Raw genomic sequence first — 13,272 nt, 5'->3', positions numbered from 1 at the left:
ATTTTTGACGGAGAGTCAAGAAATGGAAAGAAGGGCACTACGCGCGCTTGTCAATCATCGTTCGGGAAGCAAGAACGTATCGAATGCAGTTATGATTTTTCGGCAATTGTTGCTTTTGCAGCAATCATCGATTTTATTTTTGTCACCACCATATCAATCGCAACGAGATTGTTTGCGCCCTGAGGAATGATAATATCTGCCCAATGCTTGCTTGGTTCTACAAATTCGAGATGCATCGGTTTCACCGTGCCGAGATATTGGTTCATCACTGTTTCCACCGAACGTCCGCGCTCAAGAGTATCACGCCGAATTCTCCGAATCAAGCGTTCATCAGCATCGGTATCGACAAATATTTTTATGTCCATCAGTTCGCGCAATCGCTTTTCAACAAAAATCAAAATGCCATCTACAATAATGATATCCTTTGGTGCGATTTGCTGAGTCTCAACCATTCGGCGGTTTGTTGCAAAATTATAAATTGGCTGATAGATCGTCTTCCCTTCGCAGAGCTGCCAGATGTGCTGAATGAGAATATCCGTTTCAAGCGAATCCGGATGATCAAAATTGATTTTATCCGGAGTAAGTCCTCCAAATTTTTCAAGATCTTTGTAGTAGGAATCATGTTGGAGAACCACGATATGATTTCTATCGAGACGATCTAAAATTTTATTTGCAACCGAAGTCTTTCCAGAGCCGGTACCGCCTGCTAATCCTATGACGAGTGGTTTCATTTTATTCTTTATGCTTATGGAGTCATTTATCACAATATATATGGAAGATTCGCGACTTTCAATTGCGGCGATGAAACCATTCGGATTTTTGTAACTACTTTATTTTTCAAATAGGTCGTCATTCCCTCACGTTTGAAGAGGGAATCTTGCTTGAAATATAGATAAGATACCCGATTAAAGAATTCGGGTATGACAGATACTTATAGGATTTTTATTTGATCTACGTTATGGAAGAATTTACTGAGTTGTTACTTTTTTTAAGCATGCATTGGACGTTGCATCAGAACCCATTATTTCCGATTATGATCATGTGATGGAGATTTCAATGATAATTGGTTTTTTTCTATTACTTGCGGCTGCGTTCTACCTGATCGTTCATCTTGGTTTGATAACAGGTTTAAAGCGCTTGGATGATACGACATGCAATGAACAACCTTTTGTCTCCGTCATCGTAGCGGCTCGCAATGAAGAAAAAAATATTTGTCAACTTCTTCAGTGCCTGTCGCATCAAACATACACACAGTACGAAATTATTATTATCAATGATCGTTCTACCGATAAAACAGCCGAGTTGATTACCGACTTCCAGAAGAATTCTTCCAACATCACGCGTATCGACATCACAAGCCTTCAAGGCGATATGCCAGCAAAAAAAAATGCACTTAGAACCGGTATTGATGCAAGCAAAGGCGAGATTCTCTGCTTCACAGACGCAGATTGCTTTCCCACTTCTCGCTGGATTGAAGAATTGGTGAAATCATTTAAACCAGATGTGGGACTTGTGGCTGGCTATTCGCCATATCAAATTCCAAACAGCCAGACTTCCAAAGCTGGATTCTATAATACGTTATTCTTCAAATTCATTGCTTACGAAGAATTCCGTGCTGCAATTTGGGCGGCTGGTTCAATTGGCTGGAATATCGGCTGGCTCTGCACTGGGAGAAATCTTGCTTACAGACGAAAAGTGTATGATGCGGTGAATGGATTTGAGAAAATTAAAATGTCGACCAGTGGTGATGATGACCTTTTTTTGCAGCTTGTACGCAGGCAGACAGCGTGGAAGATTCAATATGTAACAACAGGAGAAAGTTTTGTTCTAACTGTTCCGCCCATGAACTTCTGGTCGTTTGTTGAGCAGCGTAAACGGCATTTCTCGGCCGCTAAGTTCTTCACCGTGCCGATGATGCTCTTTTTCTTCTGCTATCATTCATCAAATTTATTGCTCGTGGTCTCTCCTCTTTTGTTCCTGATGAATGTTTTAACTCTGCCTGCGATGGCCGCAGTATGTTGTTCAAAAGTATTAAGCGACATTGTTTTATTCAGATATTCTCATCGGATATTTGAAGCGAATAATTTCGATCGCTCATTTATTCTGATGGAAATGCTCTACATTCTTTACAATTCCCTTATCGGTCCACTGGGCTTTTTCAGAAAGTTTGCATGGAAACAGAGTTAAACAAATCAGAAGCAGCCGAATACGGAGAAGTTTGGAAGAACGTAATCTCTATCGCATTTCGTATTATTGTCGGTGCATGCGTTCTGTACTTTGTTATCTCCTTGGTGCAATGGAAGAATGTCATTATTGCGTATCAGTCTGCTGATGGCCGCTTTATTATTTTTGCTGCTTTACTTTTATTCGTCAACATAGGTGTGCGCACTTTCAAATGGCACGCCATGCTTCGCACTGTCAAGGATGCGCCGACTTATACGGAGGCTTTTGGCTCCGTCATGCTTGGAATTTCTCTCGGTTCATTCACGCCCGGTGAAGTAGGTGAGTTCGCTGGTCGCGCTTTGCATATCACCGATGCAAAACGATCTCATCTGGTTGGGTTAACACTTCTAGATAAAGCACAGATATTTATTGTTACAAGCTGTGCCGGTTTAGTAAGTCTTGCATCGTTAGCTTTCGACAATCCTTTGATAATTGCAATAGTAACGATAGCTATCGTATTGCTTTCGGTTTTTTTTATTACGCGATTGGGAGTGCTTGCGGCACTGGGTCATCGTCTTAACTCTACCCTTTTTAAGAAATCTTGGCTCACGCGAGTTCTTGATGGATTTAATCTTCTCAAACCCCAGCAGTTGTTCGCTGCCGTACTGTACACACTTATTTTTTATGGCGTTCTCATACTACAAATGTACTGCCTTATCAATAGTTTTTCAAAAATCAGCCTTCTGCATGCGTTTATTGGGACAAGTGCAATGATGTTCGTGAAATCGCTGCTCCCGATTTCGATAGGCGATCTCGGTATTCGAGAGGCAGGTTCGATCTTTTTCTTTTCAACCTACAGCATTTCGCAAGCCGCAGCTCTCAATGCCTCGTTGTTGCTTTTTTTAATCAATGTATTCATTCCGAGTATTATAGGAACTTACTTTATAAGACATCAACAACTTTCACCATTTAAACTTGTGCAATTCTGGAAAAAAAAGACAACAAGCCAATGATTGAATCTTTAGCACTTGGGTTACTCACGATTTTTACGATGTATTATGTTTATTTCATCACGCATATTCGTCTTGGTTTGCTTTCTCTTCATATTGCCCCATCGACAGGCTTCCAACCGATGGTTTCTGTTATTATAGCAGCGCGTGACGAAGATAAATCTATTGGTCAATGTCTCCAATCGCTTGTTCAACAAACTTATCTCACAAATAAATATGAGATCATCATTGTAGATGATGGTTCTCAGGATAACACTGCTTCCATTGTGAGATCTTTCTCGGAACGATATTCAAACGTCCATCTTCTTTCTTTGCCGGTTGGAACAGAACGAGGAACTGGCCGAAAACCATTTGCAATTGCTAAAGGTATTAATCAAGCTACAGGAGAAATCATCCTCACCACAGATGCTGATTGCATTGTGCCGCCGCGATGGATTGAGATTATGGCTAATCATTTTGAGGACAATATTACGCTTGTAGCCGGACCGGTCGCAGAACAAGGTTCTGCAAATTTTTTCTCTAAACTTGAACAACTCGAATTTCTTGGACTTATCACAACGGCGGCTGGATTAATAGGCTCAGGGAGACCCATAATTTGCAATGGCGCGAATCTTGGCTATCGAAAAAACGCATTTAATTCCGTGGGCGGTTTCGGTGACAATGGCAGTTCTAATGACGATGAATCATTGATGAATAGGATGGTTCAGAGAAAAATTGGCAGAATTGCATTTGCTCCCGAATCTGATGCCGTAATTACTACGCAGTCCTCAAATACAATGATCTCGTTTCTCAAGCAGCGTATCCGCTGGGCAAACAAACGCGGTCACTACGAAGATAAATCAATTCTTATTACGCTTGTCTCTTTATATTTATTTTTCCTTAGTCTCGTTTTGATGGTGCTGTTAATACCTTTAGAACAAAAGCTCTTACTACCGGTAATTATTGCATTTGGAGGCAAAGTAATTGTTGATTACTTCACGCTTCGCTCAGGCGCAAGATTGTTTCTCCAACACGTACCAATTTTCCATTTTCTGATTGCAGAGGTTTTGCACGTTCCGTATATTGTGATTGCAGCAGCAATTGGACAAATAAGTTCAATGCAATGGAAAGGGCGGACAATTAGACGATGAGATGGGATTTTCAGATATTTAGAAGACTTTTTCCATCAATTCTTTTCAAAACACTGGATGAAAGCATACATCTCACTTTTGATGATGGACCTCACCCTATTACAACTCCTCTCATTCTTCAAGAATTAAAAGGACGCAATATTCAGGCAACTTTTTTTCTACTTGGACAGAATGCGCAAAAATTTCCTGATCTCGTTCGACAGATTCATGCTGAAGGACATCAAATTGGCAATCATTCATTCACGCACGCTAATCTATTTTTCAAGAATAAGGCATTTCTCATAGATGAAATTCAACGAACTATGGAAACACTGGAAAAGACTATTGGAATATATTCTCATTATTTTCGACCACCCTATGGCTATTTTGATTGGACGACTTTAAGCGTGCTCCGTAAACTGGAATTGACTTGCACACTCTGGGATGTCGACAGTAAAGACTACAAACTAAATTCCGTTACCGATATTTCACATCGAGTCATACCAAATACAAAGAATGGCTCTATTCTTCTCTTTCATGACAACATTGAAACTTCAACGAAAGTCCAGACATATCTTCCGGTCCTTCTCGATACTTTGCTTAGTAAAGAATTTAATTTCAAGACGTTACCAATATGACCTTCCAAACTTTTCTCATCATCGTAACGATCCTATATCTTTGCCAGGTAGGAATATTTTTAATTGGTCTGAAACGTAATCGGCACCAATCACAAATCTCATCAAACTTATCTATTTCGGTTATAATTGCAGCAAGAAACGAAGAAGCTAATCTTCGGGAGTGTCTTGAGTCGGTAGCAAATCAGAACTATCCTGCTCCATTGTATGAAATTATTGTTATCAATGATGGGTCAACCGATGGAACTGAAGCAATATGCAACGATTTCATTAAACGGTATCCGAATATCAAATCGATTCAAGTTAAAGATGATACAATTATTCGTGGTAAGGCAAACGCCTTGGCGCAAGGTATTGACGCATCTTCAGGAGAAATAATACTTATCACTGATGCGGATTGCACGGTTCCAAGAACATGGGTGGAGCAGACAGCAAATTGGTATAATTCTGAAGTCGGACTTATAGGAGGATTCACACTTCAGAAAGCTACAACACCGTTTGAAGGAATGCAATCATTAGATTGGACATTCATACTTGGTATGGCTGCCGCAACTGCTGGTTTAGGTCATCCACTTGGAAGTATTGGAAATAATCTATCATTTCGAAGATCAGCGTACGATCAAGTAGGCGGATATCGAAAATTAAAATTCAGCGTGACAGAAGATTATACGGTAGTTCAAGCAATTGTTGGTTCTAAGAAATGGAACTATATATACCCTATTGATTTAAAGCATCTTGTCGAAAGCAAATCTTGTCCAAATTTCCAATCAATTCTCCGCCAAAAACACAGGTGGGGCAAAGGCGGACTTGATATGAAACCGGCTGGCCTGGCAATAATGGTTGTTGGTTTTTTAATGCATCTTTCTCCCTTTGTCATGCTTTTTTGGGGCGGAGTAGTGCAAGCTGCTACAGCGTTAATGATTAAATTTATCGCTGATTATGTATTCTTGTACAAAATTCTTTGCCGACTTGACCGGAAGGAAGATCTTCGATGGTTTTATTGGTTTGAAATGTATTTCATGATTTACGTTTTACTTCTACCCTTTTTGGTTTTCTTTGGTGGAAAAGTAAAATGGAAAGGACGCGAGTTTTGACTCAGTTTCCGTCCTTCATCTGGTATTTGTTTCCGATTTTTCTTTACGCAGAGACACATTATCGCTTCCGATATTTTTTTAGTTTTCTTCGTAAACGTGAACCGGAACTCATTGCTGATGCTCCGCATCGTCTTGAGCCAAATTCTTCGTTGCCAATTCTCATTTTAGTCAAAGATGCTCACCTCTTCCCTGTTAAATTAGATGGAATCAATCTCACTATTCGATCGAATGGATCTATTGTTTTTGAAAAAGAGCTTTTGAATTCATCTATTGAAGTACGTCAAAAGTTATGGTGGCAAATTTTTGACGTACCAATTATGGGTTTAACTGGAAACATCGAATGTGATGTTATATTTAGACTTACCGATAACAATCAAAAGCAGTTTTACCACAATGATAATCATAGAACGTCATCACATCGTCCATTGAAAGTATTTATCTCACGAAACTCTCTTCCAAAATTTGAACATCTATATTTGGGAGAATGCCATTCACATTCGCACTATACCGATGATCAAGTAGAGTTTGGTTCACCATTGGGAGCATCAGCCCTATTAGGCAAATCGCTCGGATTATCATTCTTTTGTGTGACTGACCATTCATATGATTTGGATGACAAAGTTGATAATTATTTAATTAATGATCCCGATTTACCCAAGTGGCGGCAATTACATCAAGAAGTCGATAAGTTAAATTCGAAACTTTCAAACTTTACAATAATAAGAGGCGAAGAAGTAACATGTCGCAATTCCGCCGATCAGAATGTTCATTTGCTTCTATTAGGAAATAAGAAATTTTTTACTGGTACAGGAGATGGAGCTGAACAATGGCTCAAGACGCGAAGTGAATATACTATCAGTGACGTTCTTGAAGAAAAAGAATTATCTACACTTGCGTATGCTGCTCATCCTTTCGAACCGGTTTCATTCCTCCAACGATTGTTATTGCATCGCGGCAAGTGGCATGAACGCGACATTGTAAATTCGAAATTATCGGGAATTCAATTTGCTAATGGACAATTATCAGATGGTTTTCAGGAAGGATATCGACAATGGGTCAAGGCACTTCTACAAGGTAAGCGACTTTTTGTGTTAGCAGGAAATGACGCACATGGCAATTTCAATAGATTTAGACAAATTGGAATCCCATTCTTCAAGATTCATGAGATGGAGCATCAAGTATTCGGTAAAATGAGAACAGGAGTATTCCTTGCTTCGCTCTCCGAAGGCAATATATTAAATTCTCTTCGCGCTGGAATGTCAATTATCACCGATGGCCCGGTTGTTAATTTGAGTGTGATTTCTTCAACCAACCAGTTGAGTTCCATTGGTTGTAGCTTTGTTGGAACGAAGCACACAATTTTACTTGAAGTGCAATCTTCAACTGAATATGGTTCAATCGAATTGCTCAAGGTATTCAATGGTAGCATTGGCCAAACTGAAGCAGAACTCGTTTCCGAAAAAGATCTTAAACGCTTTGACTTAGATCGAAATTTTTCTTTCGAGACTGAACGTGATAGTTACATACGTGCAGAAATTTGGACATCCTCTCTTGATTCAAGTGACGGCAAGCCACATTTTTGCTTGACGAATCCTATATGGTTTACGCGAGAGTGATAAGTTGAAATCATAAAGTGATAGAAATTTTCTGTATCTTACAATAGAAATAAAAATAAGCGAACTATGGAATTCAATCAACATCTATCCAGTAATAATGTAAAAACGAAAAGCTTGAATTTGACTTTAGTGCTTCGGTGGCTATTGCACTTAAGTTTGTTTTTATTGACGTTTTTCACAACTACTATTGCGGGAGTTTTGTGGCTCAATAGAGATCCCTTTGAGCTTAGCAATTTTCACCTTGGCATCCCTTATTCCGCTTCTATCCTGTTCATTCTTGCTTGCCATGAATTCGGACACTATTTTGCCTCTCGTTATCACCATGTGGATGCCACATTGCCGTATTTTCTCCCATTTCCACCAGTTCCAGTTCTTCTTCAACTTTTTTTAAATTTCGGCACCTTCGGAGCAGTAATCCGTACAAAATCAATTGTTCCATCAAAAAAAGCTATGTTTGACATTGGAGTTGCAGGTCCAATTGCTGGATTTTTCGCTTCTCTTCTTGTGCTCATGTATGGATTTCTTCACCTTCCATCTCCCGAGTTTATACTCGCAATTCATCCTGATTATGATTTTGCTCTGAACGCATCAGCGTCTGCTCACGGTATACCGCTCGCTTTTGGAAAGACACTTCTTTTTTCAGGATTACAGAATTTGCTCACTCATCCTTCAGTGCAATTTGTTCCACCGCTAAGCGAGATTTACCATTATCCATTTCTTTGCACTGGCTGGTTCGGATTATTCGTTACGGCACTGAATCTCATTCCTATGGGCCAGTTTGATGGAGGACATGTAATTTATGCAATGTTTGGCAAATATCACCGAAGGATTGCTCAAACATCTTTCTATGCTCTTCTCGCACTCAGCGCTCCGTCACTTTCTGATGCGCTGCTCAGAACACTGTTGGGATTTGTGTATAAACATGATGTAGGACAAATTATTCCTTTCGCTCAATATAGCTGGTCTGCATGGTTCTTTTGGGCAATGATAGCTCTCTATGTCGTAAAATTATTTCATCCGCCTGTTGCCGATGAGACGCCATTAGATGGTCGGCGAATGGCAGTTGGGTGGTTCTGTATAGCTATCTTCTTTCTTTCCTTCTCACCGAATCCATTTACACTCGGTTGAGAGATGTTTGAATTTACTTTTCCTTCTCATAGGTATGCTCCTCTTACAAGAGACACAGAGCAGCAGAATGCAGTATTTTGATCACGAAGAGGAATAAAATCTTATTTCTATTTAATGCTATTGAATATTTCAAAATTCTTTTATAGCTTATATGTGGTTGAACAAATCACTTCACAAAAAAGGGCTGACCGATAGACGATTGCTATTTTTTTTTAGTCAGAAACAATAAATAGTACGAAAGCAATCAGTGCGCCAGCTTCTTTTCAAAAAATATGTAATTCTGTTCGTTATTATCCTCAGTATCTCCTCATTTTCAGGCTGCGAAAAAAAGTCTGATTCTGTTATCGATCCTATTCAAAGCGTGCCTGTAGTAATGGACGCCTCGTCTTCGCTTACCATTATTAATACTGACACGATGAATATTGGAAACGAACGTACGCCAGATGATCTGCTTACAATTCATGGAGAAGCTTCACTACGGGTCTCCCACCCTCAAGGAAAGAAAGAAATTTCAGCGGTCAAATATTCCATACGTGAGGATCAATCTCTATCTGTTATAGGAGAAGGCGTTTTAAATGATGACGGAATTCTTCCAGATCGAATTGCAAATGATGACATTTATTCAGGATATACTCAATTCCAAATTAAACGCGTTCTCGTGGGAAAACTCGTTTTATCACTCTGGAGCGAAAATTCTACAGGTCAAGTAAGCAATACTGCTTTACTGCCTCTATCTATTGTTCGCTTGAATCACGCACCCGTTATTTCTAACCTTAATGCTCCTAGTACGGTGAATCTTGCAGCAACAACTTCATTTAACATCAGCGTAACGCTTATTGATCCTGATGGTCAAGAAGATATTAAATCTATGTTACGTTTTACACCAAGCGGCAAAGTGCTTCCCTTATCTCCTTATAACGATAGTATTTATGTTGAGACTGTTACACTTGTTCCACCTCCACCCCTTGGGCCATATAATTTTCGTTTTCGTGCAGTCGATCGATCAAATGACTCAAGCAATGTATTAACACAAACAATTGTCATAGTGAATGAAGCGGTTGTAAATTGAAAAAAGCATTTCTTATACTCTCTGGAATTTGTTTCTGCTGGGTAATCGCTTTTGCTCAACTTCCGAAGATGTATACGTTAAACAGCGGATGGAGCAGTTCACTGCCAAGAACGAATACCATCAATGATATTTTAGTGCGCCAAGATTCTGTGTGGTTGGGAACAGAAAGCGGATTGAGTGTGACAACGAACGGTGGTACAAACTGGACGCATTTTTCTGGCACCAGCACGTTCGATGATAAAGGTATCTCGGCACTTGCAATCAATAACAGCCTCCTCTGTGTCGCGATAGGATATACAGCAAAGCTCAATGGAGAATCAGTGCAAACAGGCGGTGGATTGCACTGTTCGTCTGATCGAGGTTCGACCTGGTCCTTTATTCCTCAGCCAATAGACAAAGGTACGATAGATACTTTAATGTATGGCAGCAACAGAATACGCGCATTAGCGGTTACTGTTCCACAACAGAATATTACTTTTGATATTGCTCTTACAAAAAATACTATATGGATTGCAAGTTGGGCCGGTGGGCTTCGAAAATCGACCGATCTTGGTATTACATGGACACGTGTTATTCTGCCGCCTGATAATCTTGATTCTATCGATGCAGCAATGCCACTTAATTTTGCATTCGAGCTTTCACCGGTTCAAAAAATATTCACTCTCAACAATAAGCAAGATACATTGGCTGAGAACGACAACCATAAATTATTCAGCGTTTATAGCAGCGATGATTCCATCATCTGGGCAGGAACGGCTGGCGGTATCAATAAATCTATTGATGGCGGAATGAGTTGGCGCAAATATTCTCATCAAAATCAGACTCATCCTATCTCCGGAAACTTTGTTGTTGCATTAAAAGAACAGCGATGGAATAATCGTCGGATTATGTGGGCGGCGACCGTCAATGCAAATGATCCTGATGAAACCAAAGGCGTGAGTTATTCTGAAGATGCCGGTGAGACATGGAAAACCACCTTGCTCGGCGAATGGGCTCACAATATAGCTGTGAATGATTCCGGCAATGTAGTATATATCGCAACAGACAACGGATTATTCCGATCTGCTGACTTCGGAGAAAGCTGGATAAAGGGCGGCTCTATTTATGATCCCGCGAATCTTCAACGTTTTGTTTCATCTGAATGCTACGGCGTGGGTGTAAAAGGTGATACCGTATGGTTCGGCGGGCCGGAAGGAACTGCTTATACTATCGATTCACCATCCCAACAATTCGGCTCGGTGTGGCATATTTTCCGCACTGCAGAACAAGTCATAAATAAAAATTTTACGTATGCGTTTCCCAATCCTTTTGCTCCTACGAATGAACCGGTTCGTCTGCACTATAGTGTCAACGCCGGTAATTCACTTACGCAAGACGTTTCCATCCGTATCTTTGATTATTCGATGTTACCTGTTTGCACTCTCATACAGAAAGCGTCGCGTCCAAGTGGAAAAGAATATGATGAAATTTGGAATGGCCAGGATGACAATCATACCATCGTAGCAAATGGCATTTATTTTTATCGAGTGGAAATTGGTGATCAGTCGCCTTTGTGGGGAAAGATCATGGTGCTGCGATGAAAACTCTTTCTCGTGCCCTTTGTGCAATCGTTCTCTTATTGTGTGCAATGTCAAGCTTTGCTTTTAGTCAGCTGCAGAGCAGCTCTTCCGTAGGCGGACTTGCCGGCGCACCGATGCGCATGGGATTTGGTGCACGCGGAATGGCTATGGGCAACGCAATGACTGCAGTGATTAACGGCGATCTGCAATCCTACTATAATCCAGCAATCGTTCCATTTGAATCTGAACCAACTGCCATTGCAGCATATGGAGTTCTTTCTCTCGATAGAAGACTCAACTATTTAAGCTATACAAAGAATTTAAAACCAGATGCAGGATTTTCTTTGTCCATCTTGAATGCTGGAGTTGGAAATATTGACGGCCGCGACCGTGATGGTATTCATACTGAAACCTATAGTACGTCTGAGAATGCTTTTTCACTTTCTTTTGGTTTAAGACCAGCTCCAAAATTTGCCTTTGGAGTGACAGCAAAAATTCTTTACTATTCACTTTTTGAAGGAATGAAAAGTACATCTGCCGGTATTGATGTAGGGGTAATTTATGTACTCTCACAAGAAGTTACGCTTGGAGCAGTTGTACAGGATATTAATGCTAAGTATAAATGGGATTCCTCTCAACTGTATGGACAACTCGGAAATTCTTCTTCAGATTATTTTCCACTGAGAAAACGCATCGGAGTAAGCTGGATGCCCACAGACTATCCATTGATAGTATCCGGTGAATTTGAATCAATTGGTTCTGCACTCTATATTCGTGTTGGTTCAGAGGTTAAAGTATACGACGGCGTTTATATCCGAGGCGGTATCGATCAGCTCGCAATGAATGCGGACTTGCCTGCAAAACCGGCAATAGGAATATCCTTACAAACCAAAGTGGCAAATTGGACTCCTTCTTTTGATTATGCCTATGTATTTGAACCGTACAGTCCAAGTGGTATCCATATTCTCTCATTAGCACTGAGATTCTAATGAAACTCAAAATTATTTTTTCATTTCTTCTTTTCCCTGCACTCCTGCTTTCGCAGGGAAGTTCTCGAGGCGCTGTGAGCTTAAAATTCCCAACAACTCCATTTGTTGCTGCTACAGGCGGCTCTTTTGTTGCAGATCCAACAGCACTTCAATCCAGCCTTATCAATCCTGCAAACATTGCTTCGAGCGAAGCCTACGGGGTGTTGTTCTCACATACGGAATGGATTCAAGATATTCAAATGGAATGCTTGTCGATTGCCGCTCCTTTTAGCATTGGTTCTTTGTCCCTTTCTATCGCAAATACAAGTGTCGATGGACTCGAATTACGTACAATTCCTGGACCTGCGATCGGAACATTCAATGCGCAATCCACCTCCTTTCAGTTGACGTATGGCGTTGCATTAACCCAGAATATTCGAATAGGTATCGCTCCTAAATATATTTATGAAAAAATATTTGTTGATGAAGCCACCGGTTATGGATTTGATGCCGGTGTTATTTATTTTCCGCACGTGGAGGGTCTTAGTCTTGGTTGTTCCTTAACGAATGTGGGTTCGCTATCAGCATTTCGCAACGATCGAACAGAATTGCCGTCACAAGTGCGTTTTGGCGGGACATACTCATTGCATCTGGATGAAATGGTGTTTCGTGTCGCCACTACATTTTCCTCAGAAATTGGAACTCCGATAAATCATACCGGTATTGGCGGAGAGGCCACGTACGAGCATATACTCACAGTGCGTTTTGGTTACCAAACTGGAATTGATACACGAGGCATTTCTGCAGGGTTAGGAATTCGTTACAGCATTGTCATGATTGATTATGCGTATGTTCCATTTTCCCTGCAAGTAGGGGATTCTCATCTCATTTCTATTGGTTTTGTTCTCTAGAGGATCATGC

At 40.5% G+C, this 13,272-nt stretch carries 12 protein-coding genes; 11 read left to right on the top strand and 1 reads right to left on the bottom strand.

From position 1 onward, the window contains the following. Positions 1-89 precede the first annotated feature (89 nt). Complete coding sequence (gene udk / locus NTX44_07210) at positions 90-731, bottom strand: uridine kinase (GenBank protein MCX6121395.1); 642 nt, start codon at positions 729-731, stop codon at positions 90-92. Positions 732-1,056: 325 nt separating this feature from the next. On the opposite strand from udk, the gene NTX44_07205 reads away from it, so the two are divergent. The 11 genes from NTX44_07205 (at position 1,057) to NTX44_07155 (ending at position 13,262) form a co-directional block, all read left to right on the top strand. Continuing rightward, positions 1,057-2,187 (top strand): glycosyltransferase, encoded by a 1,131-nt coding sequence (locus NTX44_07205; GenBank protein MCX6121394.1) that lies wholly within the window; start codon positions 1,057-1,059, stop codon positions 2,185-2,187. Further along, positions 2,172-3,176: a lysylphosphatidylglycerol synthase transmembrane domain-containing protein gene (locus NTX44_07200; protein ID MCX6121393.1), complete on the top strand. Its 1,005-nt coding sequence runs from the start codon at positions 2,172-2,174 to the stop codon at positions 3,174-3,176. Before NTX44_07205 ends, NTX44_07200 begins: the two co-directional genes overlap by 16 nt. Continuing rightward, on the top strand, positions 3,173-4,303 hold the full coding sequence (locus tag NTX44_07195) for a glycosyltransferase (GenBank protein ID MCX6121392.1): 1,131 nt from the start codon (positions 3,173-3,175) through the stop codon (positions 4,301-4,303). The genes NTX44_07200 and NTX44_07195 overlap by 4 nt, the downstream gene beginning before the upstream one ends. Then, entirely contained in the window at positions 4,300-4,920 is a 621-nt protein-coding gene (locus NTX44_07190) for a polysaccharide deacetylase family protein (protein ID MCX6121391.1), read from the top strand. Before NTX44_07195 ends, NTX44_07190 begins: the two co-directional genes overlap by 4 nt. Next, entirely contained in the window at positions 4,917-6,011 is a 1,095-nt protein-coding gene (locus NTX44_07185; GenBank protein ID MCX6121390.1) for a glycosyltransferase, read from the top strand. The genes NTX44_07190 and NTX44_07185 overlap by 4 nt, the downstream gene beginning before the upstream one ends. Beyond that, on the top strand, positions 5,990-7,627 hold the full coding sequence (locus tag NTX44_07180; protein ID MCX6121389.1) for a CehA/McbA family metallohydrolase: 1,638 nt from the start codon (positions 5,990-5,992) through the stop codon (positions 7,625-7,627). The genes NTX44_07185 and NTX44_07180 overlap by 22 nt, the downstream gene beginning before the upstream one ends. 66 nt (positions 7,628-7,693) lie before the next feature. Further along, positions 7,694-8,755, top strand: a complete 1,062-nt coding sequence (locus tag NTX44_07175; protein MCX6121388.1) for a site-2 protease family protein — start codon at positions 7,694-7,696, stop codon at positions 8,753-8,755. Between the two features lie 247 nt (positions 8,756-9,002). After that, entirely contained in the window at positions 9,003-9,824 is an 822-nt protein-coding gene (locus NTX44_07170; GenBank protein ID MCX6121387.1) for a hypothetical protein, read from the top strand. Further along, complete coding sequence (locus NTX44_07165) at positions 9,821-11,404, top strand: hypothetical protein (GenBank protein ID MCX6121386.1); 1,584 nt, start codon at positions 9,821-9,823, stop codon at positions 11,402-11,404. The genes NTX44_07170 and NTX44_07165 overlap by 4 nt, the downstream gene beginning before the upstream one ends. Continuing rightward, on the top strand, positions 11,401-12,372 hold the full coding sequence (locus NTX44_07160; GenBank protein ID MCX6121385.1) for a hypothetical protein: 972 nt from the start codon (positions 11,401-11,403) through the stop codon (positions 12,370-12,372). Before NTX44_07165 ends, NTX44_07160 begins: the two co-directional genes overlap by 4 nt. Then, a complete protein-coding gene (locus tag NTX44_07155) occupies positions 12,372-13,262 on the top strand; it encodes a PorV/PorQ family protein (protein ID MCX6121384.1) in 891 nt (296 codons plus the stop codon). Before NTX44_07160 ends, NTX44_07155 begins: the two co-directional genes overlap by 1 nt. The last annotated feature ends 10 nt before the right edge of the window (positions 13,263-13,272 follow it).

The organism is Ignavibacteriales bacterium (assembly GCA_026390575.1).
GTDB lineage: Bacteria > Bacteroidota > Ignavibacteria > UBA10030 > UBA10030 > Fen-1298.
This window is presented reverse-complemented; position numbering and strand designations above follow the sequence as displayed.